24 protein-coding genes, 1 tRNA gene and 1 rRNA gene are annotated in these 25,530 nt (G+C 56.7%); 7 read left to right on the top strand and 19 right to left on the bottom strand.

From position 1 onward, the window contains the following. Positions 1-78: 78 nt before the first annotated feature. Complete coding sequence (locus tag I6I12_RS03115; protein ID WP_023020848.1) at positions 79-1,434, bottom strand: sugar porter family MFS transporter; 1,356 nt, start codon at positions 1,432-1,434, stop codon at positions 79-81. A 27-nt stretch (positions 1,435-1,461) separates the two neighbouring features. Here I6I12_RS03115 and nadE point away from each other — a divergent pair, with 27 nt between their 5' ends. Continuing rightward, on the top strand, positions 1,462-2,283 hold the full coding sequence (gene nadE / locus I6I12_RS03110; RefSeq protein ID WP_023020847.1) for an NAD(+) synthase: 822 nt from the start codon (positions 1,462-1,464) through the stop codon (positions 2,281-2,283). Here nadE and I6I12_RS03105 read toward each other — a convergent pair. Both I6I12_RS03105 and I6I12_RS03100 read right to left on the bottom strand, forming a co-directional pair. Continuing rightward, positions 2,280-3,005, bottom strand: coding sequence for a fructosamine kinase family protein (locus I6I12_RS03105; protein WP_023020846.1), 726 nt, complete (start codon positions 3,003-3,005; stop codon positions 2,280-2,282). The genes nadE and I6I12_RS03105 overlap by 4 nt on opposite strands. Before the next feature lie 30 nt (positions 3,006-3,035). Continuing rightward, positions 3,036-3,410 (bottom strand): DUF805 domain-containing protein, encoded by a 375-nt coding sequence (locus I6I12_RS03100; RefSeq protein ID WP_023020845.1) that lies wholly within the window; start codon positions 3,408-3,410, stop codon positions 3,036-3,038. Between the two features lie 78 nt (positions 3,411-3,488). Between I6I12_RS03100 and I6I12_RS03095 the strand changes: the two genes are divergently transcribed. After that, positions 3,489-4,397 (top strand): NAD(P)/FAD-dependent oxidoreductase, encoded by a 909-nt coding sequence (locus I6I12_RS03095; RefSeq protein WP_023020844.1) that lies wholly within the window; start codon positions 3,489-3,491, stop codon positions 4,395-4,397. 229 nt (positions 4,398-4,626) lie between these two features. On the opposite strand, the gene I6I12_RS03090 is transcribed toward I6I12_RS03095, so the two are convergent. The 12 genes from I6I12_RS03090 to pgm form a co-directional block, all read right to left on the bottom strand. Next, on the bottom strand, positions 4,627-4,773 hold the full coding sequence (locus I6I12_RS03090; protein WP_200288691.1) for a hypothetical protein: 147 nt from the start codon (positions 4,771-4,773) through the stop codon (positions 4,627-4,629). A gap of 255 nt (positions 4,774-5,028) precedes the next feature. After that, positions 5,029-5,325, bottom strand: coding sequence for a hypothetical protein (locus I6I12_RS03085; protein WP_200288690.1), 297 nt, complete (start codon positions 5,323-5,325; stop codon positions 5,029-5,031). A gap of 1,484 nt (positions 5,326-6,809) precedes the next feature. Next, the gene (locus I6I12_RS03080; RefSeq protein ID WP_200288689.1) at positions 6,810-8,129 is read right to left on the bottom strand and encodes a hypothetical protein; all 1,320 of its coding nucleotides are present in this window, start codon (positions 8,127-8,129) and stop codon (positions 6,810-6,812) included. After that, positions 8,129-8,323 carry a hypothetical protein gene (locus I6I12_RS03075; protein WP_200288688.1) on the bottom strand — a complete coding sequence of 65 codons (195 nt, stop codon included), beginning with the start codon at positions 8,321-8,323 and terminating at the stop codon, positions 8,129-8,131. The genes I6I12_RS03080 and I6I12_RS03075 overlap by 1 nt, the downstream gene beginning before the upstream one ends. A gap of 2 nt (positions 8,324-8,325) precedes the next feature. Next, positions 8,326-8,910 carry a DnaB-like helicase N-terminal domain-containing protein gene (locus I6I12_RS03070; protein WP_200288687.1) on the bottom strand — a complete coding sequence of 195 codons (585 nt, stop codon included), beginning with the start codon at positions 8,908-8,910 and terminating at the stop codon, positions 8,326-8,328. Beyond that, on the bottom strand, positions 8,911-9,225 hold the full coding sequence (locus I6I12_RS03065; protein WP_200288686.1) for a hypothetical protein: 315 nt from the start codon (positions 9,223-9,225) through the stop codon (positions 8,911-8,913). Beyond that, positions 9,225-9,494 (bottom strand): helix-turn-helix domain-containing protein, encoded by a 270-nt coding sequence (locus I6I12_RS03060; protein WP_200288685.1) that lies wholly within the window; start codon positions 9,492-9,494, stop codon positions 9,225-9,227. The genes I6I12_RS03065 and I6I12_RS03060 overlap by 1 nt, the downstream gene beginning before the upstream one ends. A gap of 435 nt (positions 9,495-9,929) precedes the next feature. Beyond that, positions 9,930-11,180: a tyrosine-type recombinase/integrase gene (locus I6I12_RS03055; protein ID WP_200288684.1), complete on the bottom strand. Its 1,251-nt coding sequence runs from the start codon at positions 11,178-11,180 to the stop codon at positions 9,930-9,932. 173 nt (positions 11,181-11,353) lie between these two features. After that, a tRNA-Ala gene (locus I6I12_RS03050) sits at positions 11,354-11,426 on the bottom strand. 76 nt (positions 11,427-11,502) lie between these two features. Further along, entirely contained in the window at positions 11,503-12,252 is a 750-nt protein-coding gene (locus I6I12_RS03045; protein WP_200288683.1) for a DsbA family protein, read from the bottom strand. A 54-nt stretch (positions 12,253-12,306) separates the two neighbouring features. Beyond that, positions 12,307-12,771 (bottom strand): MauE/DoxX family redox-associated membrane protein, encoded by a 465-nt coding sequence (locus tag I6I12_RS03040; protein WP_023020842.1) that lies wholly within the window; start codon positions 12,769-12,771, stop codon positions 12,307-12,309. A gap of 16 nt (positions 12,772-12,787) precedes the next feature. Then, positions 12,788-14,404, bottom strand: coding sequence for a phosphoglucomutase (alpha-D-glucose-1,6-bisphosphate-dependent) (pgm, locus tag I6I12_RS03035; protein WP_023020841.1), 1,617 nt, complete (start codon positions 14,402-14,404; stop codon positions 12,788-12,790). A 133-nt stretch (positions 14,405-14,537) separates the two neighbouring features. Between pgm and I6I12_RS03030 the strand changes: the two genes are divergently transcribed. The 5 genes from I6I12_RS03030 to I6I12_RS03010 all read left to right on the top strand — a co-directional run bounded on the left by I6I12_RS03030 (position 14,538) and on the right by I6I12_RS03010 (position 20,188). Beyond that, complete coding sequence (locus I6I12_RS03030; protein ID WP_023020840.1) at positions 14,538-15,959, top strand: alanine/glycine:cation symporter family protein; 1,422 nt, start codon at positions 14,538-14,540, stop codon at positions 15,957-15,959. 10 nt (positions 15,960-15,969) lie between these two features. Beyond that, the gene (locus I6I12_RS03025; RefSeq protein ID WP_023020839.1) at positions 15,970-16,272 is read left to right on the top strand and encodes a fluoride efflux transporter family protein; all 303 of its coding nucleotides are present in this window, start codon (positions 15,970-15,972) and stop codon (positions 16,270-16,272) included. Next, positions 16,269-16,628, top strand: a complete 360-nt coding sequence (locus I6I12_RS03020) for a FluC/FEX family fluoride channel (RefSeq protein WP_200288682.1) — start codon at positions 16,269-16,271, stop codon at positions 16,626-16,628. The genes I6I12_RS03025 and I6I12_RS03020 overlap by 4 nt, the downstream gene beginning before the upstream one ends. Before the next feature lie 61 nt (positions 16,629-16,689). Continuing rightward, positions 16,690-17,892, top strand: a complete 1,203-nt coding sequence (locus I6I12_RS03015; RefSeq protein WP_200288681.1) for an alpha/beta hydrolase — start codon at positions 16,690-16,692, stop codon at positions 17,890-17,892. Then, complete coding sequence (locus tag I6I12_RS03010; RefSeq protein WP_200288680.1) at positions 17,879-20,188, top strand: bifunctional lysylphosphatidylglycerol flippase/synthetase MprF; 2,310 nt, start codon at positions 17,879-17,881, stop codon at positions 20,186-20,188. The genes I6I12_RS03015 and I6I12_RS03010 overlap by 14 nt, the downstream gene beginning before the upstream one ends. 54 nt (positions 20,189-20,242) lie before the next feature. On the opposite strand, the gene I6I12_RS03005 is transcribed toward I6I12_RS03010, so the two are convergent. The 4 genes from I6I12_RS03005 to rrf all read right to left on the bottom strand — a co-directional run bounded on the left by I6I12_RS03005 (position 20,243) and on the right by rrf (position 25,419). Continuing rightward, on the bottom strand, positions 20,243-22,786 hold the full coding sequence (locus tag I6I12_RS03005) for an ABC transporter permease (protein WP_200288679.1): 2,544 nt from the start codon (positions 22,784-22,786) through the stop codon (positions 20,243-20,245). Continuing rightward, on the bottom strand, positions 22,787-23,515 hold the full coding sequence (locus I6I12_RS03000) for an ABC transporter ATP-binding protein (protein WP_200288678.1): 729 nt from the start codon (positions 23,513-23,515) through the stop codon (positions 22,787-22,789). It abuts the gene before it with no gap. A 145-nt stretch (positions 23,516-23,660) separates the two neighbouring features. Beyond that, positions 23,661-24,908, bottom strand: coding sequence for an HNH endonuclease signature motif containing protein (locus tag I6I12_RS02995; RefSeq protein WP_200288677.1), 1,248 nt, complete (start codon positions 24,906-24,908; stop codon positions 23,661-23,663). Positions 24,909-25,301: 393 nt separating this feature from the next. Further along, positions 25,302-25,419: ribosomal RNA gene (rrf, locus tag I6I12_RS02990) — 5S ribosomal RNA — on the bottom strand. Between the last annotated feature and the right edge of the window lie 111 nt (positions 25,420-25,530).

Here is a 25,530-nt window from a genome sequence, read left to right as displayed (position 1 = left end):
AAGTAAAGCACGGACTGGGAATCCCCAGCCATGACACGAGGAAAAATTTTACCTCACACGGCCGTCAATACCAAAACACTAAGGCTTGACGACTGCGGACTCGCGCTCGTAGCGCGACTTCATCTCCTCGCCTACCTCATCCAGGCTACGTCCCATTGTCTCTGGAACCAAAATGCGGGTATAGGCAATGGCGATGAGACCAAAGACTCCAAAGACCATAAACGCCACCGGGCCAGTCAGCCACTCCACTAGCGGCAAGAAGTACTGCGCCACGGCCCAGTTGGTGGCCCACAACGATAGCCCCGCAATGCCCATGCCTAGACCACGTACCTGCAGCGGTACTAGCTCGGAGATAAGCAGCCACGTCGTGGGTGAGACCGCCGCCTGTTGGAAAGCAATAAACAGCGCCATAAATACCAAAGACACCATGGCCATAGCGGTGGAATCCTCGGCGTGGGAATAGGCGAAGGAAAGAATGAATAGCGAGACCACGTTGCCGGTCAGGCCGATAAGCAATAGGCGCTTGCGCCCAATGCGGTCTACTACCTTTAGGCCAACCCAGCAGGCGAGCACAGATACCGTGCCGATAACGATGGACGTGTAGACCGAATTGGCCGTAGAAATCCCCACCTGATTCATCATGGTCGGTGCGAAATACACAATGGCGTTGACACCGGTAATCTGCTGTGTGAGCCCCATCAGCATGGCCAGCAGCACCGTAATCTGCATCCACCGGTTGGCGGCAAGCGCCTTCCACTCAGACCCGCTGGACTTGCGCGCGGTCTCCTGCGAAGTCAGCTCCGAAATATCCATTCCGGCGCGCCCGGCAATTTCTTGGGCACGAGCCATCTTGCCGTTCGTCGCTAGCCATACCGGAGTCTCTGGCAGAAACACCATTCCGAGTGCCAACGCTAGTCCTGGCACGGCGGCCAAGCCCAGCATCCACTCCCAACTGCCAGTAGAGGCCAGCGCGGAGTTGACCAGGTAGGCCATCAACTGGCCCACCACAATCGCCAGGGTATTGAGAGAGACCATGCGCCCGCGCACCTTGGCAGGCACGATCTCCGCGATGTACATGGGCGAAACGATGGATACCGCACCTACAGCAAAGCCCAAGAACGTGCGTGCCGTAGCCAGCATGCCCACCGATCCGGACAGGGCGCACCAGATGGAGCCCACCACGAAAATGATGCCACCCGCAATCAGTGTGAAGCGGCGGCCAAACCTATCGGCGATGCGCCCGGCTGTCAGCGCACCAACAGCCGCCCCCACAAGCAGCATCGAGGTCACCCACCCCTCTTGGTGGGCGCTCATGTCGAATGCGGGGCTAATAAAAAGCAAGGCACCGGACATCACTCCGGTGTCGTATCCAAAAAGCAGCCCGCCGAGGGCCGCTATGCCAGCTACTACCTTGACATAAACATCCTTATTCACAGCACAATATTGTGTCAGGCAGCTACCATGAACGTCATGTCGAACGATGCCGAAAACCTGCAGCAAACCATCATAAAAGCCCTGGGTGTACGCCCCTTTATCGATCCAGAAGCGGAGGTCCAGCGCCGCGTAGATTTCTTGGTTGACTACCTGCGCACCACCGGTGCCAAGGGGTACGTGCTGGGGATTTCGGGCGGCCAGGATTCCACCTTGGCAGGAAAGCTCGCGCAACTGGCGGTTGACCGCGTCGACGGCGCGGAGTTTTGGGCCGTGCGTCTGCCTCACGGTGTGCAGGCTGATGAGGACGATGCCCAGATTGCCCTGGATTTCATCCAGCCCGATCACCGCCTCACCGTCGATATCAAACCAGCTACCTTGGCCCTCGACGAGCAGGTGGCGGATGCTGTGCAGCTTGCCGACGTCACCGATTTCAACCGCGGCAATACCAAGGCCCGCCTGCGCATGACCGCCCAGTACGCCATCGCCGGCGAGGTCGGCGCCCTCGTCATCGGCACCGATCATGCGGCGGAAAACGTCACCGCTTTCTTCACTAAGTGGGGCGATGGCGCGGCAGACCTCCTCCCCTTGGCCGGGCTCAACAAACGCCAGGGCGCCGCTCTCTTAGAGCACCTCGGCGCCCCGCGCTCTACCTGGGAGAAAATCCCGACCGCGGATCTGGAAGACGATAAGCCCCAGCTTCCCGACGAAGAAGCCCTCGGCGTCACCTACGCCCACATCGATGACTACCTGGAGGGCAAGGCGGTTCCCGATGCCGCCCGCGAACGCATCGAAACCCTATGGCGCCGCGGCGCTCATAAACGCGTCATGCCGCAGGGGCCGAGCCTTTAGGCCAGCGCCTCCAAGGTTGCGGCAGCCGCACGCTCCAGCGGCCGGTTATAGCTTGCACCGTGCGTGAGCGCATGCACCGCTAGTGGATGCAGCTGATGCATAGGAATCCACTTCTCGATATCTTTCGGCGCACCATAGCCCTGGAAAATTTCTTCTAGGTATGGTGCCCCGAAAAGGGCCAGCATTCCCAAATCCGTATGCGGATGCCCGCCGTGGGCAGCGGGGTCAATCATGATGCCGCCATCGGAACCAAAGAGCAGGTTTCCCGCCCACAGGTCACCGTGGATGCGAGCCGGCGCCACATCCCAACTGCGCGCGGCGATGGCATCGCAAGCTCGCCTTACCAAATCCAACTGCGCCGAACTAATCCCAGCCAGTTCCGCAAAAGGCAGCACGCGCTGTTCGACGTAGAACTCACCCCAGTTATCCGTCGGGATGCAGTCTTGCTCGATGCTGCCGATGAAGTTCTTTCCCTCCCATCCGGCAGGAGGTGCGCCAAACGCTTCGACTCCTGCGCGGTGCATGCGAGCCAACTCCGCACCAAACTTCCTCGCCGCCTCCGGCGTGGGCATGACCTCGTCCACGCGCTCGGTAACGATCTCTAGCCCGTCGGCGCTTACTACGTTGACCACCGCGTCGGTAGCTTCCCCAAGCCACCGCAATCCTGCCGCCTCGGCGCCAGCTTGATCTGTGTCGCGTACTCGCTTTGAAAAAGTCTGCATGGCGCCCAGCCTAATCCGGCAGGGAAATTTTTAAAGCGCCGCGCGCTCCCGCGTGGGCAAACACATCATGAATAGAAGCGCTAACCCACCGAACATTGGGATAAACCCGATCAAGCATAAGAACCCCGTTCTCCCAGAATCGTGCAACCGCCGGAAAATTAAGGAAACGACCGGCATAGCAAGAAATCCTTTTACAACAGGCTTGATATTCACGCCATAATGCTGATCGATGGCGTTAATTGGCACTGAAATCAACACTAGAAAGCCAAATACCCACCAGAACTCACTCACAGACGCTCGGCCCAGGAAGTTGAAGTATCGAATAAAGAACCTGCCCACTGCCTGCGCAGGAGACGCCCCGTAGAGCGCATCGCGTGCAAAGAACCCCGTGGATTCGTAAGCCATAACGCGCGGGCCCCTTCGACGTTGACTGCATATACTCGGCTGCGAACCATGCTACCCACTTCCCATAAAGGATGAGCAATGCAATCAGACGTCATCATCATCGGCGGAGGTTTTGCCGGCACCGCCGCTGCCATCACTTTGGCCCGCGCTAACCGGAATGTTCAGGTTATCGATTCCGGCACTCCCCGCAATCGCTTCAGCGAACATTCCCACGGCATCCTCGGTCTCGATGGCGTGGCTCCCACCGAGCTGCTCGAACGCGGCCACGCGGAGGTTAAAAAATTCGGCGGCGCCATTACCCACGCCACGGTGGAAAGCCTCTCCCGACCTTCCGAGCAGGCCCCGTGGCAAATAAGACTCACCGATGACACGCTTCTAGAATCCCGCCATGCCCTCGTTGCTACTGGTCTCACAGACAAGCTCCCTGAGGTCCCTGGTCTTAGTGATTTATGGGGAACGCGCCTCTTTCACTGCCCTTATTGCCACGGCCACGAGGTCAAGGGGAAGAAGGTTGCGCTCATTGGCGGCGCGAATCCGCCTTTTACTATCCGCATTAGCAAACTGCTTTCTAAGTGGACGAGTGCTCTGACCTTCTACCCCAACGGCCTTGAGCTCACCGAGCTTGACCGCACCCAGCTCGCCGGGTTGGGCGTAGAGATAAACGAAGCGAAGGTGACACAAGTCCAGCCGGATCAGGCATCGCCCACCGGCGTAGAAGTACACAGCGCCGATGGAGTAAGCATCTACGAAGCATGCTTTACTGGGCCCGATTTTCTGCCCAACGATGCACTGTTGCGGGATGCCGGTTGCGAATCGGCCCATGGCTGGGTCAGTGCAGAACGTGGCCAAACTTCAATATCGCGACTATGGGCAGCCGGCAATGTAGTCAGCTCGCCGGACCAGGTCTCTCAGGCAATGGGTAGCGGCGCCGCCGTAGGCATTGCTATCGACCAGTGCATGCTTGATGAGGACTTAGCAAAACTATAGGCACCCGAGACAAACAAAAAGGAGAGGAACTAATGTTCCTCTCCTTTATATTGTGGAGCTAACGGGATTCGAACCTCGACACCACATCAGCGCAGGTAATTGCCACTTTCTAAAACTACTACGGGAAGAAATTCCCGTAATTTTCCCGTTTCTACCCAATAAGACCGGCGACTAACCCCCACACACAACCACAATTCGTGTCCCGTGTCGTTGCCGATGCCGGCAAGGATCACTTGCGGCTCCTGCGGTGAGACAATGCAGCCTCAGAGATGGCGAGAGCCACGGGGGCAATTAGGAGCCAGTTGGGTATCACTGTGGATACCGCAATGAACGCGGCGAAAGCAGCCGCAAACGCATAAGTCATAGTCTTTTCCATGATGATTCCTTCCAAAGTGGGTATGATACTCAGACGCCCCAGGGTTCAGGATGATTGAGGCTTCCTGAACCCCTGGTGGCTACTTTTTGCGGCGCGCTATATGGCCGCCTAAGCAATTAAGGGGTACTACCACCCCAGCGGGAAAATAAAACGCCTTAAACGGCGATATTGAACAGGCAAAACACCGCCCAACATACAAAGATAGGCCACCCGATATATACCGAGCGGCCCCCTTTTTACGCCTAGTTACGCGCCTTAGTCTTTGACCAGCGAGGCCTTCATGCGGGCGTAGTCCTCAGTAGCCTTGTTGGACCGGTAATTTAGCGCTTTCAGAAGCACAGAATTACTAAGAATCCAATCCTGAGCTTCCTTAGGGAGGCTGTAAAAAGCCGCAGACCCAATACTTAAAACAATGGCATATGCCTGAAGCAGGTCATCGGAACTGCTCGTTGCAGCAGGTGCAACTGGCGCTGCGGATGCTACAGCAGGGGAGCCGCCACCAATCGCTGCAGCAACAGCCACAGCAGCCACACACTTCTTAAACCTAGACATGATTTTCCTTTCAGGGAAGAAAGTTTAACGACATTAAGCACACAGCTTGTAGCCGCTACTTAGTCAGTTAATCGCCAAAGAAACTCTGCCCGTTACCTATACCGATATTTTCATTTCACACCCCCAATACCGCCGTCACCTTAACCGGGAACAGCGCCGCGCTTTGATTGCAGAGTCACTCAAAGCAGATCCGCAGTTGTCGAACCGGGAACATGCTCGACGAACTGGGACGAGTGATAAGACAGCAGGGGATGTACGCAGTGGCTTGGAGGCAGGTGCGAATAATTACGCAGCTGAGCCTTCCCCTGTGGTTGGAGTGGATGGTAAGACCTACCCTTCGTCTCAGCCGCGCCGGGAACCTGTGGAACAGCAACCCCAGTCTCGAACTCCCCACGGCAGATTAAAGCCCCACATTTAATGGGCGTAGACCAACCATTGTTAACTACCAATTAATAAACCTAATAAACCAATAGAAAACTGTTACTAACCAGCTCTGTCCATATACCGTGAGGATAGACCTTGCCCATGAGGGGGAGGTACCCCCCACCCCTAGGTGATGGTGGTCACATGTTGTTTAGTGAGCATTTTTATTTCTTTGTGTGAAGCATTGAGTGAATCACTATCGACTCTTTTACGTTCCGTTGTGCTGGTTGCTCTTTAGATGGGGAAGTTTCCAAGTCGGAAGATCTTCCAGCATGAGTGCTGCGAATCCACCTGTACAACTTCCCTTAATCCCGAATTCGGGACTAACTCCACTCAGCGCGCCCCGTTTCCAATGACCATTGACGCGCTAACGCGGGGCACAACTTCAGGACTGTGAGCATCCCAGACTTATCGCTTTTTACAAATTGTAAATAGCTCGCTCTTTAAGTCGGGACCCCGACCTAACGATCCGCGCTCCCACTGCCCGTGCTGCTTTGGTAGCACTCATGTCCCCGTCAATGACCTGCTGCGCGAGGTCGGGGTGGTCTCGCTTCAGGCGGGCAAGCAGGCCAGAGGAACTATGCCGGTTAGGGCTAGGAGTAGAGCTAGGTAAGTTACTCACCTTGCTCATGTCGCCCCCTCGCCTCCTACTTGCTGGCAGTTCTTCTAGCCATAGTTTCTTAGCGTTCTCCGCCACCCCAGCGTCCACCGACTCAACAAGACCAACAAGGAGGCAGGGAAGCCGAGGAAAGAAAGGTGAGAACCAGTTCTCGGGTTTAGAAGAGTCCCGGGGAGAAAAGCAGACGATGGCTAAAGCTTCTACCAGACGTGACTGCTTTGGAAATAGGATTGAAAGTGTAGAAACACAAAATAGGTGTCCTATGAGTCCTATGCAGGTCAGGGCCTATTTTTGGGTGTCCTAAAGGTGTCCTATTGGGTGTCCTAAGTGTCCTAACACCAGGTGAAGATAGGACAGATAGGACAGTCAGGACATCCCGAAAGGACAGGCAAAAACACCGTGTGACCTGCATAGGACAGTTAGGACGCTAGGACAGGTCTACTTACACAACATTTTGGAAGGCCGGGCCGCGCTCTACGTAGTCACCATCCCTGCGCAGAACCCCATCATGGATCATCTGCCCACAAATGGAATCAGCATCGGAACGGTCACGACTGTTAAGCGTCTGCCTAAACTGCTGCCACGTTTCAGGCTCTGGAGTACAACCATCCTCCACATCCACCCACGAAACAATCTTTTGGATAAGGCGTTGCCGCTTTTCTTCCTTCCGCTTCATCCTCCGCTCTGCCGCCAGCTCTGCCGCCTGCTCATCTTCACCCCGACGCGCCGCCCTATCCTCAATCCGCTTATCGCTCTGGTGACGCTCACAGCGGGCGATAACAGCAGCGGAATAGCCCATAATCGCCTTAGCACTGTCATAGTCATGCTGGCTGGCGCTACTCTGGCTGCGCAGTAGGGCAATGCCCATAGCCAGCTTGGCGGTGGTGAAATCAGCATGACCTACCGGCGCGACCGCTGCACCATGCTTTAACTTTTGCTTCAGCATCAATTGGGAGTACTGGCAGACTTCACGAGGGAAGGTAAACGGCTTACCATCCACCAATCGCTTAGGAATCTCCACGGGCAGCAGCTGCGCTTCCGGGTAATCATGATCAATGTCCAGCAATGGATCTTCTAGCTCCACGAATACGAAACGATGCCGTAGCCCATCATCGCCGCCTTCCAACAAAATGCCGGCGGTATCAGGCTGGGCACCTACCCACAGGCAACCACGGTAGGAATCCTGCGCCAAATACATTTTGTCTTGCCGGTTATTAATCCCCAATGGGTTACCACTGTAGACAGACAGCAAGTTCTGCCTAAGCGTGTTGCCCTGCCGCTTCATCAGGTTGCCCAGCAGACCAACTTCCGAGACGCCAAACAGTACAGGCGCGCCGGGCATTGCTGCGCCATCTTCCACAATGGGGTTTCCCTTTTCGTCGTGTTCAATCATGGAGGTGATTACACCTTCACCAGAACTTACGGAAGCGGGTACTGGCTCCAGGGGCCTACCGTTGCACGACACCTGCATAGCGCGGCGTACGTACTTCATCAGGCGGTCTTTTCCCATGCCTGGTGCGTCCATAAGGCAGACGAACATGTTCGCGGTGCCAGGGCCTAAACCAGCATCCAGCATGACGCTGCTCGGTGTTGCTGCGATGGCGTATTGGGCGCAGGCTACGAGAAACGGCACTGGGGGTAGGTTGTTATGCCGGGCGTAGTCTCGTACTGCTGTCAGGGCGGCGGAGCCATTATCGAACACTTGCTGCTCTAGTTCGCGCCACTGTTCTACGCTGTAGGCGCTCGCATTAAAGGCCGTCATTACTCATCACCTCCAGCGACGAAATACCAGCGGTCCGGCGCGTCGGTTTGCCACCCGTCCGGGTCTCGGTATCCACTAGCCAGAGGCGGCAACCTTAATTCGGCATCCCGTCTTTTCTCCCACTGTTTCTTCTTCTCCAGCGCGGCCTGAATCTGCGCAGCACGACGATCAGTTTCCACCTTGGCAATTTCCACTGTTATGCCACCTCCAGCCCGGCGCGCCGGGATAATTCGGGAAGGTATGCCAGGTTGCTGATGCAGCGGCGTATGTCGTCGTCTGCTCCACGATTAGCGGCCTCTATAAGGTCATGGCCGGCGGTATCTAAGGCGCGGTGCAGGCGGGCACGGCGTAGGGCTTCAGCGAGCCTGTATACGTCTTGTATTACCGGCGGCAGGTGCTTTGCACTGGTGGCCTGTAGTAGGGCGGTGGCAACGGTGTCGAATAGTTTCCCAGCAGCCTGTAGGTCACGCTGTATTAGCTCTGGCTGTAGTGGTGCATCTGGTTGCCCATCCTTGTTTAGGCGGCGTGCAGCGGTGATTACAGCGGCGTAAATGGTGGCGTGCTGGGGCGCGTAGAAATCACGGGCATCCAGCTGTTGCGCTACTTCAAGTACTTGCCCGGCGCGGGCGGCTAACAGGCCACTAAGCAGGGTTAATTCCGTTGCCGGGCTGTGTAGCGCGGTGCTAGAGTTAGCATCGGATACCGCACCAGCATGGTCGTCCACCCTCCCCTTCTCGGCTTCCGCCGCCGGGCGGGGGTTTTCTTTTGTTGGGGTGGTCATTTACCACTCACCTCCATCGACTTCTTCAAAAGAATCCCGGCCTGTACTGTGGCCGCGTTCTGGATGGTTTAGCCACCATCCGCCTTCTTTTCGCTCATAGACGGGCATACCGTGCGAGTAGAACTGCCGACGGGAAAGACCACTGGCTGATACCTCACCATCAACATCTTCAGAAAGTGCGTAAAGGATCTCTCCTATTTCTTCACAGACACTTTCTTCCACTTCAGCACCAGCCAGGGCATCCATCGCACAATCAGTGAGGCTCTTGGTCAACTCGCGGATATAGATGAGACGATCTTCGACGGTGACGTTCATTAGGCTGCGCCCCCGTTCCACTTATTGGTTGGGGTGAACAGTGCGTCTACATCTTCAGGCTTTAGGCGGATGGCACGTCCGTGGCGGTAGGCAGTCAATCGCCCTTCAGCAATGCGACGGCGCAGAGTGCGAATGCTTACCTGCCATCGTTCTGCGGACTGCTCCAGTGTGAGTGCTTTTGCTCCTGCCGGAATGACAGGGCGGGAAGCGTCGTGCTGAGTGCAGTGAGGGTCCACGGGGGTAGTACCCGGGGTTGGCTGGAATGGCATTTCTTAGCCATCCTTTCTACCGTCACACATGACGGTGGTTATTCCGTGCCCATCGCGGTGCGAATAAACACAGTCAAATGGTCGGCCCCGCCGCTGGTTTTCTTCCAGGTCCACCAGTGGTGGGGCATCCCAACGATTGTTGGAACTACATCATTGTAACTTACCCACCGCAGGACTATCCCGGACACAAAAGGCCCCAATGGGACAAAGCTAATACCGACAAAAGGGAAACCTAACAATCCGCCCCCGCCGGAACACTCCCCGCACACAAAACCCCAGGTCGCAACATTAGGTATGCGTATCCCCGGTCACAAATGTTCGTTTCTGTCTAATTCTTCACAAAAATTTGACAGTCCTAAACCTGTGGATAACTCACCCCAAACCCCTGTGGATAACTCACCACAACCGAGAAACTAAAGTCCCCAAAGTCATCCCTCAATCCTCCAAAGTCCTACTGACCTTCTCCATCAACGAGGTCGTGCGCTCCGCCCTCACCTTCAAATACACATTAAGAATCGTGGTCACATCATCCTGCCCCAACAGGCGACCAATCTCCTTCAAATGCGCACCCTGCTCCGCCAGCCGGGTAATCAACCAATTACGCCCCGTATGCGGATCAATATCAGGACTCACACCAGCCGCTTTCTTCGCCCGTGCGAGCACACTGCGATAGCTGGTATCCATCACCATCTTCCCGCTCGAGGTAGTGGTTAAAAGCACGGCACTGCGCACACCTTCCGTAGTGCGTAAGACTGTGGGAACTCCAGGCACATACTTTTCCAAGTGCTCCAGAAAAATAGGCACATCCGCCGCCATAATCGGCACCTCCCGATAACCCGCCCTAGTCTTAGGCGGCTGCACCATCATGTAGGTACCGTCATTGCCTGAAATACGCTGCGCATTCTGCTTTATTCGCACAGTCACACAAGGAAGAGCCGCGCCGGGCTGGTGCTCTATCCGTACATCGTCGCGCTCCAGGGCGATAGCTTCACCAATACGCAGACCATGATGCAACATAAGTGACGTTAAAGCGCGATAACGGTCGGGGACGTGCTCCAAGATGGCGGCTATTTCCGCATCCGTAGGCAGGTACTTTTCGTTGGTCTCAACACGTTTCCCGGCTTCCTTAATATCCACGGGGTTAGCGTCAATCATTTCCCGTTCAACCGCCCCAGCACACGCTGCTTTGAGGCGCTTATACGCCTGTTGATTAAGCGTATGAGCACTGGGATAACACCGCTGTACACCATCCCACCAGCGGTACACATCCGCCTTAGTCAGCTTCGCTAATGGGATATCCCGCAGACTGCAAACATCTTTATCTTCAGCTCCAGGGCCAGAAGGCTCTGTGATACGCACGCGAGCCAGACGGCGATAAAGCTGCATAGTGGACGGCTTAAGCGGGGTAGGCCGCTGCTCTAACAGATCATGGAAGCGGTCTAACCACTGCCCCACCGTTTCGCCTGAAGCCTCCTCTTTAGCCCGGCGCGCCTTAGGCGGCTCCCACGCGTCTAAGTCGATTAGGCGGCGCTCTGCGGCTATCCAACCATCCGCATCAATCTTATTGGCGAATGAGTGGCCGGGGGTGTGAATGGCGGCATCAGGGCCGGTATATTCCGCATACCATCGTTTGCCTTTTTGGCGTACACGCCCAAACGAGCTGCGCTGTGCTTTCTTACGTGCCATGAATGTGCTCCAGGGATAGGGCCGGGAAGCGGGAAAGTATTCCCGTTATTTTCCCGTTCAGAGTTCATTTAGTGCCATCTTATGGCAACCTATGGCAAGATACTAGACGGGCGATGACCTGCACAGACACAACAAAACCCCTAGTCACTAACGACTAGGGGAAATGCAATTTGTGGAGCTAACGGGATTCGAACCCGTGACCCCCACACTGCCAGTGTGGTGCGCTACCAGCTGCGCCATAGCCCCTCAAACGAGGTGCAACCTTGTGGGCTGCAACTCGCTTAAATATACATGGAGGGTATTTAACTCTCCAAATCGCCTGCTACTGGGTGACGATTTCTACCCAATCGCCCAGGTTCTTGCCGGCCTTTTGATCCTTTTCGGATGGAACATCCTTGCCATTTTGAACAATACGCGGCGAAGAGACAGAGCCGGTTTCTTTATCCAGCTTGTCGTAGTTGGTCTTCGCCATCTTATTGCCCTGCTTGATATCCACGTTCTTCATGGACTCAACAACGTCGTCTTCCGCGCCAAGCTCCTTGGCTGCTTCTGCAATGTCCGCAATCTCCCAAGAAGAAGCCACCGTCTGCTGGTTTTGCAGCATGTAATCACGCAGGTTCCAGTAAGTCTTGACGTCACCAGACTTAGACAGCTCAGACATAGCGGCTGCCGCCTTCGTGGAGTAGCCTTCCTGGCCTTCAATATCCTTGCCATCCAGGAAGTTGAGGGTGCGCACGTGAACGATCAGCTTGCCATCTTCGATGGCCTTCTTCATGTCACCGTCGGTAGCCTGAGCCAATTCAGCACAGTGCGGGCAGGAGAAATCCTCGTAGAGATCTACCTCAGGGGTACCCTTCTTGGCACTGTCAGACTTGAGGGTGATGGCTCCGTCGTTGTATTCCATGGACATATTCACGTCCTGGGCTTCACGGTCACCGACAGAGTCCGTGGATGACTGCTTGCCATTCCACACGATATAGCCGATAACAACGGCAATGATGACGAGAAGTACACCGACTCCCCAGATAAAACCGTTGCCACCCTTAGCGTTCGGGTCAGTTACTTTGCTCATTTGAACCTTGCCTTTGAAAATTCTCGGACCAATACAGCCTACCTTGCCCACCTATTAGGGGTGAAGGGCAAACTTGGTGAAAGGGCGTTTAATAGTCCAAACAGTGAAGAATAGATACGCGGCATCGCGCAACAGCGTCTTCGCATAATCCATTCCGCGGTCAGGATTTTGGGCGTCATAGCCAAAGCAGCCGCAGTCAATATCTAGCCCGCGGGCCCAGGCCTGCGCGATGCCCACCATAAACAGCAGCAACACGATGGTTGCCACGATGGAGGATCTCCGCAAAAACAGCCCGAGAAGCAAGAGCACGCCACCGATAACTTCTAATGGGCCAATGACCGTTGCTAGGTAAAGAGCCCAATCAGGCGTAAAAATGTCATAGCCTTTGATGGCTTGGGTCATGTCCAGAGTTTTGCCGAGCTTGTGCACGCCGGCTTCAATCCACACCCAGGCCATGCCAAAGCGGGCGATGAAGCTGATGATATCGAGCACCAGCTTCCCTTTATTCTTGCTACTCACGAGGATGAGTTTAGCGTTAAACCTCTAATACATGGGTAACAACTGCCTGTGCTTCTGCTTGTACCTTTCTGAGATGCTCCTCACCCAGGAAAGACTCCGCATAGATTTTGTACTTATCTTCCGTACCGGAAGGACGGGCGGCAAACCAGGCATTTTCCGTCGCTACCTTCAGGCCGCCAATGGCCGCACCGTTGCCGGGCGCCTCCGTCAGCTTGGCCACAATGTCCTCCCCCGCCAGCTCCGTAGCGGTGACCTTGTCCGGAGACAGCTTCTTGAGGATGGCCTTCTGCTCGCGGTTCGCGGGGGCGTCGGTGCGAGCATAGGCTGGGGCACCGAATTTTTCTGCCAGCTCTGCATAGCGCTGGGACGGACTCTTGCCCGTTACCGCGGTGCTCTCCGCGGCAAGCAGATCCATAATGATGCCATCCTTATCGGTAGACCATACGGAGCCATCGAAGCGTAGGAAGGAAGCACCGGCCGATTCTTCGCCACCGAAACCAATGGTGCCTTCCACCAGCCCCGGCACAAACCATTTGAAGCCGACGGGAACCTCCACCAGCTCCCGGTCAAGGCTTTCCACCACGCGGTCAATCATGGAGGAGGACACCAAAGTCTTTCCCACACCGGCCTTCCCCCACTGCGGACGGTGACTAAAGAGGTACTCGATGGCCACGGCGAGGTAATGATTGGGATTCATCAGGCCAGCATCGGGCGTGACAATGCCATGGCGATCCGCATCGGCGTCATTGCCGGTGGCAAGGTCGAAGCTTGAGCGGGCGTCGATAAGCGAGGCCATGGCATCCGGCGAAGAACAATCCATGCGGATCTTGCCGTCCGTATCCAAGGTCATAAAGCGGAACGTGGAGTCCACCTCAGGGTTGACCACGGTCATATTCAGTCCGTAGTGATCCGCAATGGCCTGCCAATAGTCCACCGAGGCACCACCCATGGGATCGGCGCCGATACGCAAGCCGGAATCCTTGATAGCCTGCATATCCACCACGTTTTCTAGGTCAGCAACATAGTTTTGTACGTAGTCGTGCTTCACGCAGCGCTCATCCAGCACGCCGTGAACCGAGGTCCGCTTGACCCCCTCCAGCCCGGCGCGCAAGTAGTCGTTGGCGCGCCCTGCAATCCAATCGGTTGCCTGCGCATCGGCCGGGCCGCCGGTTGGCGGGTTGTACTTGAAACCACCATCGCGCGGAGGGTTATGCGAAGGAGTAATCACAATGCCGTCGGTACCGGGGTGGGTCAAAATCGCGTGGGATACCGCCGGAGTCGGGGTATAGCGGCCGCGATCGTCGACGCGAACCTCCAGCTCATTGGCCAGCAGCACCTCGAGGGCGGAGACCATGGCGGGCTCGGATAGCGCATGGGTATCGCGGCCGATAAAAATTGCCCCGGTAACACCTTGCTCTGCGCGATAGTCCACAATGGCTTGGGTGATCGCCAGGATATGCGCCTCATTGAAAGCGCAGTCGAGTGCGGAACCGCGATGCCCAGAGGTACCAAAAGAGACCTGCTGGTCTGGGTTCTCCGCATCCGGGGTGCGGGTGTAGTAGGCGGTGACCAATTCTGCGATGTCAATGAGGTCCGATGGTTGTGCAAGCGTGCCGGCGCGCTCGTGGGCCATGGCGTACTCCTTGGGGTTGGGGTCCGTATAGCTATAGCTTGCCTTCTCCCCAGTGATTGCGCAGGACGGATAATCCCCCGGCTGGGGGTATGGCCAAATTTACTCCATTTCTATAGTTCGCTAGATTTGCAGAATGGACTCGCTTAATTCCATTCTCTCCGCCATCAGCACCGTGGTCTGGGGACCATTCATCCTCATTCCACTCCTGTTGGGCACGGGCCTGTGGCTGACAATCCGTTTGGGTGGCCTCCAGTTCCGGACGCTAGGGCGTGCGACGCGCCACGTCTTTGCCACAGACTCTGATGATGAGTCCACCGAAGGAGATATTTCCAATTATCAGGCGCTGACCACCGCCCTTGCCGCCACCGTAGGCGTGGGAAATATCGTGGGCGTGGCCACCGCGCTGTCTATTGGTGGCCCCGGCGCGCTGGTATGGATCTGGATTACGGGCCTAGTGGGCATGGCCTCTAAATACACCGAGGCGTACCTCGGTGTGCGCTTTCGCACCACCGACTCCAATGGCGAGATGTCCGGCGGCCCGCAACAATATCTCAAGCGCGGTATCCCCGGACCGCTCGGCTCCGTGCTAGCTGTCTTCTTTGCCATCTTCGCAATCTGCGCCTCCTTTGGCATCGGCAACCTCGCCCAAGCCAATGCCGTGGCCACCAATATGGAATCCACTTTCGGCATCGCCCCAGCGGCCACCGGTGCAATCCTGTTCGTCTTGGTAGGCTCCGTACTCCTCGGGGGAATCCAGGCCATCGGCCGCATCACCGCGGCCTTCGTGCCTTTAATGATCATCGTTTATGTTCTTGGTGGACTGTTTGTGATCTTCTCGCACGCTAGCGAGATCCCCGCCGCCTTCGCCATGATTTTCAGCGGTGCTTTCACCGGCACGGCCGCCGGCGGCGGCTTCGTGGGTTCTACCTTCATGATGGCTATTCAATACGGCGTCGCCCGCGGCATCTTCTCCAATGAGTCCGGCATGGGCTCCGCCGCCATCGCCGCGGCGGCCGCCAAAACCCCGCACCCGGCGCGCCAGGGGCTAGTCTCCATGACGCAGACCTTCATTGACACCATCATTGTGGTCACCATTACCGGCTTGGTCATTGTGGTGGGTGGCACCTGGGACATGGGCCGCGACGAGGCCGGAATCATGACGGCTGAGGCCTTCTCTCGTGTACTGCCCGGAGACTGGGGCGGCACCATCGTTTCGCTCTCCATTATTTTCTTCGCCTTTTCCACCATCATGGCCTGGGCTTATTATGGCGAGCGTTCCCTGGAATCCCTCTGCGGCCGCAAGGCTTCCATCCCCTACCGCATGTTCTTTGCCTGTCTGCTTTTTGTCGGTTCCGTCTCAGAGCTCGAACTTGCCTGGACCTTCTCCGATCTGGCCAATGGTCTCATCGCCATCCCGAACCTCATTGGGCTGCTCCTCCTTTCCGGCCTCGTGGCACGCGAGACTAAGGCGTACCTAGCCTTTGATCCCAAACTCACTAAACCGGTAGATGAGGTACGCGTGTTCGTAGAGTCCCAGGGAATGGACTGGAAGTAACATAGGCCGCATGCCTCAATTCCTCGTCGTGGGTGCTGGCGCCGCGCTCGGTGCGGCTGCCAGATACTTGCTTTCCGTAGCACTCGGCGGCGGCATGTTCCCGCTGCTCATCATCAATATCCTTGGCAGCGCGCTCATGGGTTTTTTCCGCCCCAGCCCATTCTGGGGCACGGGCGTGCTGGGCGGTTTCACTAGCTTCGCTACCTTCGCTTTCCTGACCTCCGAGGCGCACTGGACCATCGCTCTGGCTTATGTTCTAGCCACCATCGTTGGCTGCGTGGGCGGCTACCTGGCGGGTGACAAGCTGCGATGAATCTTCTTTGCGTCCTTCTCGGCGGCCTCATAGGCGGCAGCCTCCGCTATGGTTTTACCCGGCTTTTACCTGCCCCCTATTGCACCTTCGTGGCGAATATTTTGGGTTCCCTCGCCCTCGGCCTGGCTTATGGTTTCGCCCAGCTTGCCGACGTCCCCCTCATCCACCCCTTCCTCGCCCTCGGCCTTGCAGGTGGCCTGTCCACCTGGTCCACGCTGGCCAAGGAACTAGGAGAAATGATCAAACGCAGGCAGTGGTGGCGGCTTAGCAAATACCTCTTCTGGACCATCGGACTGGGCATCGTTTTGGCCTGGCGCGGCACCATCTGGACGGCCCGCATTTATCACGGGATTTAAGGGGTAAACTCCCAGCTATCTAGCAGTTACTTTTGGCCCGCTCAGGCCTAATATTTTTCGCGTGAGTTTCCTTTTGAATCTGCCTTTGGCGGATCCCATCAATGGCGTGATCTTTTACGCCATCCTCGCGATTGCGGCCATCATCATTCTCCTCCAACGCAAGGTGTGGCCACTGGTCATCGCCGCCCTGCTGTGCATTATTGCTTGGTTCCTACTCCGTCACTGGCAAGTACCGTGGTACATCTTCCTCGCCGCCTTCGTCCCCGTGGCGGCGCTGATACGCAAGCCCAAGATTGTCACGGTCACCGCCGGAATCTTTTCCCTTTTGGCCACGGTCGGCATCGTCAACATGGAATATCAAACCTATCCAGATATTGCGTCCCTTGACCCGCGCCCTGTGGCAAAGGAAATGAGCTACGAAGAGTTTTCCCACACCAAGTCTGGTGCAGCCATCGTCCATGTGGATCTTCCCGGCACCACCTCCCATTTCGCCGCTCGGCAAGCCACGGCGTATATTCCGCCGGCATACTGGACGGACCACACCTTGCCTGTCATCGTGCTCCTGCACGGCAACCCGGGCGGCCCAGATCAGTGGTTTGGTTCGGGCGAGGCGGCCGAAACTGCAGACCAATTCCAGGCGGCTAACGGGGGCCGCAGCCCCATCGTCATAGCCGTGGACGCCACCGGCTCCGAAACCGCCAACCCCATTTGCGCCGATAGCTCCCAGGCTAAGGTAATGACCTACCTCAGCCAGGACGTACCACAGGCCATTAAACAAAAATTCAAAGTCAACCCGGATCAGCGCACCTGGACGGTGGGCGGATTAAGCTACGGCGGCACCTGCTCCCTACAGATCGCCACCAACCGCCCCGAAGCCTATGGTTCCATCATCGACATTTCCGGCGAGGCTGAGCCCACCATTGGCAACCACGCGGCGACGGTGAAGAAATTCTTCGCCGGGGACGAATCCGCCTTCAATGACCAAGACCCCGCCCACCTGCTCGCCCACAAGCACTTCTCTACCCAAGCCATCTTCATCGCTGGCGATAAGGACACTGCTTCGGTCAATGCTTTGCGCTCGCTTTCCGATGCCGCCCGCGCCGCCGGCATGAAAACCTACTTTGGCACCCGGCCCGGCGGCCACTCCTTCCAGGTGTGGCGCCCAGCCCTGCGCGAATCCTTCGCTTGGGCCGCTAGCCGCGGTGGAATGACCGCTATCAAGGATCCCTTCGATGGAATTGGAGCCCACGATGTCCGTTCTTAAAACCATCCTGACCAGGTTTCCCGTTTCCCTAGCCGTCTTAGTCATTATGTGGGCACTTCACCTAGTGGATTTCCCCACCTCCCACTGGCTGGCGCTGACTACCGCGCACCCCGGTGGCGCCATTATTTTGTCCGTGCTCATCGTGCTCTGGCTCGTTCCCGCTGAATGGCGCTTAGGGTCCTTGCGCACATTGGCGGTAGGAGTTGTCTCCCAGCTCATCAGCGTCCCGCTGTCCATCGTGCTCGCCCGCGGCATTGAGACCGTAGGCCTAAATCGATGGGGCAATGACTTATTGAGCGATACCTTCCTCACCCCTATCGGCTTTATCGCCGGTGCCGCTGGTTTTGCTTCGGCTTTACTCCCCCGCCTATGGCGCCGCCGACTGCGCGTTTCGCTTATCGTGCTTACCGCCACTTTTGTGCTCTACTCCGGCACCATGTCAGATGTTCTCGGCATCGTCGCCGCCATGCTTTCCATTACGGCTGGCCAATTGCTCTTTAAGCCCGAATCCGCGCCGCCTTCCATCAGGGAGCGTCGCGTGCTCCTCGCCGTCGGTATCGCCTGCGTAGCCATTGGCCCTGCCTTCGTGGCACTCGACCCCATGGCCGAAGGTCCGTTCTCCCAAATCACACAGCTCCTGTGGGCACCACACCTTTCGGCTCTGGAGGCCACTCAAGTCTGCGCAGATTCGCTAACTTCTACCAGTTGCACTGCCGCAGTCGATCTCGCCCGTGCCCAAGGCATCGGCGCCTTGGTAGCCAATATCATGCCATTCATCATCCAGCTGGTGGTGTGCTTTGGTCTCATGCGGGGCCGCGTGCTCGCTTGGTGGATGGCGGTTATCACCCAAGTACTGGCCATCGCGTTGCTGACCTACCAGCTTTGGGATGATTCCCGCCTGAGCTACCTCCTGCCCAACCTCGTGCTCGTCATCCTGCCCTGGCTCTTGGCGCTATTCATGCTGCTTATCAATTATTCGCTCTTCCGGATCCGCGAAAACCGCGCATTTTTCTCCCGCACTATTGTCTTCGCCATCCTTGCCTCTTCCCTCGGCGCGGGCTTATGGATCCTTACGGCCTCGTTGCACAACACCGTTCCCCCAGCAAATCTTGCCGACATCCTCGCAGAGACTCCCTTGCGCTTCGTTCCGGCCGTTGTTGCGCTTATCCTTCCCCACCACGTCGCGCCGGCAACGATGTTTTCCTGGTTCATCTACCTATGGGTTGGAAACGCCTTCTGGATCCTGCTGGCAGTCCGGCTCTACCTTGGCTTTTCTCGGCCCGTTGACCCTGCGCAAGAATCCGACCGCGACTCGGCCCGCCGCCTGCTCGAATCCGGCACCGGCGATCATCTTTCCTTTATGACGCTGTGGAAATCCAACCGGTACTTCTTCCACGGTGACTCCTATGTGGCCTATCGTGTCTCCAATGGCATTGCGCTCACGCTGGGCGCCCCCGTCGGCCGCGATATCAGCGCCGAATTCGAGCGCTTTGCCTCCGAGCAAGGCTGGGCCGTGGCGTGGTATTCCGTCAATGCGCAGTTCGCGGATGCTCACCCGCAGCTCAAGCGCCTTCAAGTTGCAGAAGAAGCAGTCCTCAACTGCGAATCCGTGGAATTCAAAGGAAAGAAATTCCAAAATGTGCGCACGGCCCGAAACAAAGCCGAGAAGGAAGGCGTTAGCACTCGGTGGACCACGTGGGAGGAGCTAGATATTGCTTCTATCGCCCGCATTAGCGCACTCAGCGAGGACTGGGTTTCCGACAAGGCCCTACCCGAGATGGGCTTTACCCTCGGCGGCTTAGAAGAAATGACGGTGACCGGCACCCGGCTTTTGCTTGCTGAGTCCGCCGACGGCACTTTGCACGGTGTGACCAGTTGGATGCCGGTATACGAAAACGGTGCTATTACCGGCTACGTTCTCGACGTCATGCGCCGCAACGAACACGGCTTTAAGGGAGTAATTGAGCTCCTCATCTCAGAGGCAATGCTCATTGCCCAGTCCGAAGGCCTTGCCTGGATCTCCTTGTCCGGTGCGCCATTGGCTGGACAGCCTGACGAGCCTAACTGGCTCGACGTCGCCCTCAATCGCATTGGGGAAGAAGTCGAACCGCTCTACGGCTTCCGCACCCTCGCGGCCAGCAAGCGCAAATTCCAACCCGAGGAGCACCCGTGGTACCTGTGCTATCACGATGAATTGAAGCTTCCTTCCATCGCGCTGGCCACCATGCACGCCTACCTGCCCGATATGAAGACCAAGGATGCGGTATCGGCAGTCAAGGCATGGATGGCCGCGTAAAAGCATTAAGGCCTCCCCTCAACGTGTGATGAGGGGAGGCCTTAGACTAGGCAGCTAGTCGGCGATTGCTTCCAATGGCGGCGTCTTCGCCGCGCGGTGCGACGGCCATACTGCCGCGATAATGCCGACGAGGGCCGAGCCCACAAGCATAATGAGCACCATCGCCCACGGAATCTGCGCAGAGTCTAGTCCCTCATCGCCGAGGATCTTGATGAAGGACCAGCCCAAGCCGAGCCCAATGAGGATGCCCATCACCGCGCCAAAGAGCGCGATCTGCACCGACTCCAGGGTAATCATCGTGCGGATCTGGCGGCGTTGTGTGCCCACAGCCCGCAACATACCGATCTCCTGGCGGCGCTCGATTACACCCAAGGTCAAGGTATTGACAATGCCCAACACCGCAATAATGACGGCAAGGGCGAGCAGACCATAAAGGATGGAGAGCATCTGGTCAATAAAGCCTGCAGCTTGGCCCGCATACTCCTCACCGGAATTGACCTGAACCACAACCAGATCCTTGACCGCATCCTCCAGGTTATGGCGCAGTTCTTCCTTGTCATAGCCTTCTTGACCCAAGACGCCCACCATCTGGACGGTAAAGGACTTCTCCGGTGCAACCTTTTCAGCTACCTCCTGTGAGAGCACCATATTCTGCACCACATCGGTGGGCTTAAAGATGCCGACCAATTTGGCCTCGGCCTTCTTGTCCTTTTCCGCAGAAGCTACCTTATAGGTCTCTCCTACCTTCCAGCCGTGTTCCTTGGCAAAGTCTTCGGTAGCAATGAATCCCTTATCCAAGTTGGCATCGCCCTCGACCATGTCGAGCGCAATCATCGACGACGGATCTCCATCCGCAGTCGTGGTCTGCTGGAATTGCGGACCATAATCCATCGATGCCTGACCATCAACGGTCACCGGAGCCATACCGATGGTGATGGCCTTATCTACGCCCTCAGCCTCAGCCGCACGCTTACCAGTGTCCTTCGGTGTTGGGAATTCACCGGAGCTAGGGCCAGAAAGGAGGTAATCGGAGGTGATGTTCTGCTCCACGGTATCGGCCACGGAGGACTTCATCGTCGCGCCAAGCATGCCAATAGCCGTCACCAAGGCCACGCCTAGGGTCAGGGCAAATGCAGTAGCAGCCGTGCGGCGTGGATTGCGACGCGAGTTCGTCGCCGCCAAAGAACCGATAGCACCGAAAGGCGCACCGATTACCTTGCCTACCGTCGGCACCAAAGGGAGCGACAGGGCTGGGCCAGCCAAGAAGAATCCGACAATGATCCCGAACGCGCCCACACCGACGAGGACGGCGCGGACGTTCGTCTCGCCGTCGGAAAGCACGCCTGCCAACGCCGCAACAATGCCAACCAGCAAAATAATGGCACCGAAAATCGTGCGGACCTTCAGGGACGTTGCGGAAGCAGACTCGGTGGTGCGCATCGCTTCAACCGGCTGCACGCGACCTGCGCGCCGTGCCGGGGCCCACGCGGATACGACCGTCACGATGGTGCCCAAAATAATCGGGACCACGATGGCCGAAACGCTCAGGCCCAAGCCACCGTCGAACGGCATTCCTTTCGCGCTCATTACTGCCTTGATGATGGCCACCAAGCCCATGCCGGCAACAACGCCGACAATGGAACCCAGAAGTCCCACGATGGCAGATTCCACCACCACCGAGTTCGTAATCTGGCGGCGGGAAGCACCCAGCGCACGCAGGAGAGCGAATTCCTTGGTGCGCTGCGCGACAATCATGGAGAAGGTATTAGCGATGATAAACGTGCCCACCAGCAGTGCAATCAGGCCGAACGCAATGAGGAAGTAGTTAATGAACTTCAAGGCGGAGGACATCATCTCAGAGGTTTCCTCCGCCAGGCGCTCGCCCGACTCCGCCTTGACGTCATATTTGTCATTTAGGTGATCCACCAAGGCGTTCGCATCCACGCCTTCGGCCGCAGAAACCTTGAGCTGGCTCGGATCGCCGTAGCGCTCCAGGTAGTCCTTCTCGGCCATGCTCAGCACGATGCTATCGCCCTGGTCGACGGCGGGCTCCGAGATACCAGAAACGGTAACCGTATCCTGCTCATCGGGGTGAACCACAATGAGCTTTTGTCCCACGGAGATTCCGTATTTATCCGCCGCGGAGGAATTGACAAGGACTTCGTCCTTACCGCTCGGCTCCTCGCCCTCCTTCAGCTTATCGGCACCACCAACGACCTTATCCTCTGGATAAAACGGGACAACGCTGGCCGTACCGCCCTGAGTCTGATAGGCCTCCGAGTTCTCATTGGCTGCGACGACAGTCTCCGAATCCGCAATATTGATGTTCTTGACATCTTCATCATCGGCCAACTTCTGGCGAAGCTTTTCATCCAGCTTCGCGCCATTGTCGTCCTTCTGGCTCACCACCGCATCCACGCCACGAAATTCATTATCCACGGCGGAGTCAAATGTAGACTTCAGCGAATTGGTGAACATAAACGAGCCGGCAATAAACGCTGTGCCCAAGACCACCGCGAGAATTGTCAGCCCAAGGCGCAACTTATGCGCCACGATATTGCGCAGGGACACTCTGCGCATTGCATTTCCGCGTGCCATTTAGCCCTCAATCTCCGCCATTACCTGGTGAATGGCCTCCATCGTCGGATTGTGCAACTCGTTGACAAGCTTGCCGTCAGCAAGGAAAACCACTCGGTCCGCGTACGACGCTGCCTTCGCATCGTGCGTCACGATGACCACGGTTTGGTCATCCTTGTCCACTGCCGTGCGCAAAATATCGAGCACCTCGGCCGAAGAATTGGAGTCCAGGTTGCCGGTTGGCTCATCGCCGAAGATAATTTCCGGACGGGAAACCAATGCGCGAGCGCAGGCTACGCGCTGCTGCTGGCCGCCAGAAAGCTCAGCTGGACGGTGCTCCAAGCGCTCTGCCAAGCCTAGGCGGCGAGTTACCTCTTCGAACCACTGCTTATCGACGTCCTTACCCGCAATGTCGGTCGGCAACGTGATGTTTTCCGCGGCAGTCAGCGTAGGAACAAGGTTAAAGGACTGGAAAATAAAGCCCAGCCGATCACGGCGCAGCGCCGTAATGTCCTTGTCGTTGAGCGCCGACATATCAGTGTCGCCGATAAACGCCGAGCCGGAAGTCGCGGAATCCAAACCAGCCATGGTGTGCATTAGCGTCGACTTACCGGAGCCCGATGGGCCCATGATCGCAGTGAATTCGTTCTTGCCGAATTCAATGGATACATGATCCAGGGCCACAACGGCTGTGTCATCGCTTCCGTATTGCTTGAACAAGTCAACGGCGCGAGCCGCAGCATCAGTCATAAGACAAATTCTCCTTGTAAATGGGAAATTACCTCTTATAGTTTAACTACCCTGAACGACGGCAAACATCATCCCAGAGGAGGAAAAACGGCACACTAAAGCGAGGCACGACCATTCATTCAACCGTGCTCCGGATGCAATCAACCTAATCTGTTGCCGTTCCTCTTTTTGTTTTTTGTTGTTGTAGTGCGAGGTATTGTGCCCAGGTGTGGTTCCAGTGTGTTTGGTGTGTGGCTAGTGGTCCGGTGGCGTGGTCTAGTTGGTAGGTGCCGTCTCGGTAGAGCCAGGCGATGGTGCCGGTGATGGGGTCGAGGATGTAGTGGACGCGGCGGTCGGTTTTGATGTTGTGGTGGTGTTGGCACAGATTCACTAAATTATCCGGACTGGTGGGTCCGCCTAGGTGGTACTCGATGCGGTGGTCTAGTTGGCACTGTGTGGCGGGGATGGTGCAGCCGGGCCAGCGGCAGGTGGCGTCTCTGCCTTGGGTGTAGGCGCGGATGTCCGCATTTGGGATGTATCCATCAACCTCGTCGGCGACAAGGCGGCGTAAGAAAGTTGTGTCTGTGGGCGCCTGGTTGAGGTTTATCCATCCGGCGCCTGGGATGTAGACGCTGTTGGTGTCTTCGTTGGTGGTAAAGGTGTTGATCGCGACGCTAGTTTGGGTGTCTTCCAAGATGAGGTCGATAAGGCCTTGTGCTGCGGTGGTTTTGGCTTTATTGGTGTAGGCGTCGATGTGGTGGGCGATAACGGTGGCGGTAGCAGTATCGCAGGTGAGGGTGAGTGTGGTGGTGTTGTCCGGGTTGTAGTTGATGCGCAGCCGTGGTTCGGGTTTTTGTTCTTTATCTTCTGGGCGCAGATGGGTGTCGATGAAGGTGCGGATAAACCGGCGTAGGTCGGCGTCGGCGGGTACTGTTTCGTTCGGTGTGGTGGGTGTGAGGAAGTCTGCGAGTGCTGCGTCGATAGCTTCGAGGTGGTCAGGGTTGTCTTCAAGTCTGTTGAGTTCGCGGTCGATGATGCGCAGTTTGGTCAGATCGAGTATCCAGTGCTGGCCTTGCACTTCGGTGACGAGGGGTAGTTGGCGCATGCGGTAGTGGGCGCGGATATACCCGAGAAGTTTGGAATAGCAGATGCCGAGGTCTTTGGCCAGGCTGGTGAGGGTTAAGTCGACGTCGTCGTCTAGTTGGGGCAGGATTGCGCGGTAGAGGAACCAGGAAGTTTTACGCGTGTAGGTGCCGGCTTGGCCGATGTGGTTGCCGGGTGCGTTGGTGGTATAGAACGCTTCGGGGACTTCCGGCTCGATGTTGGGGCCGGTGGAGGTTGGGTCGTCAATGAGTAGGGTGTCGGGGTAGTCGAGGGCAACATCAGGTTCGGGTGGGGATAATGTGGCAGTCACAGCGGGGCACTCCAACGAGAAGAGACAGATTCGTATCTGTTTTCTAACGAGTACTCAAATACTATCCCAAGTACCGGACATATGACCTTGGTGGGGGTGTTTGTGTTCGAATAGGATTACCTAAACCCGCAGGGATCCCCAGAGTCGACCCTTAATAGGCAACGGGGGTAAAAGGAAAGGTTGAGGGTTGGCATCGCTGGTGTCTTTAGGCGGATTAATGGCCGCTTCTTCACATAACCCCTACGGGAAGTCAAGTACGGGCAGTCAAGACGGCTGATCTTCCGGACCGAAGGCGGCTGTAAAGTATGTGGAAAACGCAAAAAAGCCGTAAACATCACTGTGTTGTGTGTTTACGGCTTCTTTGTTGTATTTTGTTGTGTTTGTGTTGTTTGGTGTCGGCGGTGACTTACTCTCCCACAACCTCCCGGTTGCAGTACCATCAGCGTGTGCAGGCTTAGCTTCCGGGTTCGGAATGGGACCGGGCGTTTCCCTGCAGCTATTGACCACCGACAAACTTTCAGAACATCTACCCTCTTTTTGGGTGTTTGGGTGTTGTGTCAGATACTGCATAGTGGACGCGGTCACGACAGTGACTGTTTCTTGTTTTGTTGCTTTTTGCCAG

The organism is Corynebacterium kefirresidentii (genome assembly GCF_016599755.1).
In the GTDB taxonomy this organism is placed as follows: Bacteria; Actinomycetota; Actinomycetes; order Mycobacteriales; family Mycobacteriaceae; genus Corynebacterium; species Corynebacterium kefirresidentii.
The sequence above is the reverse complement of the archived record's forward strand: the minus strand, read 5'-3'. Positions and strand labels throughout refer to the sequence as shown.

Coding starts and splice junctions, on each gene's coding strand:
- I6I12_RS03000 (WP_200288678.1), bottom strand. CDS start 23,515: ATGACTGATGCTGCGGCTCGCGCCGTTGACTTGTTCAAGCAATACGGA.
- I6I12_RS03030 (WP_023020840.1), top strand. CDS start 14,538: ATGGACTCGCTTAATTCCATTCTCTCCGCCATCAGCACCGTGGTCTGG.
- I6I12_RS03065 (WP_200288686.1), bottom strand. CDS start 9,225: ATGAACGTCACCGTCGAAGATCGTCTCATCTATATCCGCGAGTTGACC.
- nadE (WP_023020847.1), top strand. CDS start 1,462: ATGAACGTCATGTCGAACGATGCCGAAAACCTGCAGCAAACCATCATA.
- I6I12_RS03010 (WP_200288680.1), top strand. CDS start 17,879: ATGTCCGTTCTTAAAACCATCCTGACCAGGTTTCCCGTTTCCCTAGCC.
- I6I12_RS03085 (WP_200288690.1), bottom strand. CDS start 5,325: ATGTCTAGGTTTAAGAAGTGTGTGGCTGCTGTGGCTGTTGCTGCAGCG.
- I6I12_RS03095 (WP_023020844.1), top strand. CDS start 3,489: ATGCAATCAGACGTCATCATCATCGGCGGAGGTTTTGCCGGCACCGCC.
- I6I12_RS03060 (WP_200288685.1), bottom strand. CDS start 9,494: ATGCCATTCCAGCCAACCCCGGGTACTACCCCCGTGGACCCTCACTGC.
- I6I12_RS03005 (WP_200288679.1), bottom strand. CDS start 22,786: ATGGCACGCGGAAATGCAATGCGCAGAGTGTCCCTGCGCAATATCGTG.
- I6I12_RS03055 (WP_200288684.1), bottom strand. CDS start 11,180: ATGGCACGTAAGAAAGCACAGCGCAGCTCGTTTGGGCGTGTACGCCAA.
- I6I12_RS03025 (WP_023020839.1), top strand. CDS start 15,970: ATGCCTCAATTCCTCGTCGTGGGTGCTGGCGCCGCGCTCGGTGCGGCT.
- pgm (WP_023020841.1), bottom strand. CDS start 14,404: ATGGCCCACGAGCGCGCCGGCACGCTTGCACAACCATCGGACCTCATT.
- I6I12_RS03080 (WP_200288689.1), bottom strand. CDS start 8,129: ATGACGGCCTTTAATGCGAGCGCCTACAGCGTAGAACAGTGGCGCGAA.
- I6I12_RS03090 (WP_200288691.1), bottom strand. CDS start 4,773: ATGGAAAAGACTATGACTTATGCGTTTGCGGCTGCTTTCGCCGCGTTC.
- I6I12_RS03105 (WP_023020846.1), bottom strand. CDS start 3,005: ATGCAGACTTTTTCAAAGCGAGTACGCGACACAGATCAAGCTGGCGCC.
- I6I12_RS03020 (WP_200288682.1), top strand. CDS start 16,269: ATGAATCTTCTTTGCGTCCTTCTCGGCGGCCTCATAGGCGGCAGCCTC.
- I6I12_RS03045 (WP_200288683.1), bottom strand. CDS start 12,252: ATGAGCAAAGTAACTGACCCGAACGCTAAGGGTGGCAACGGTTTTATC.
- I6I12_RS03070 (WP_200288687.1), bottom strand. CDS start 8,910: ATGACCACCCCAACAAAAGAAAACCCCCGCCCGGCGGCGGAAGCCGAG.
- I6I12_RS03100 (WP_023020845.1), bottom strand. CDS start 3,410: ATGGCTTACGAATCCACGGGGTTCTTTGCACGCGATGCGCTCTACGGG.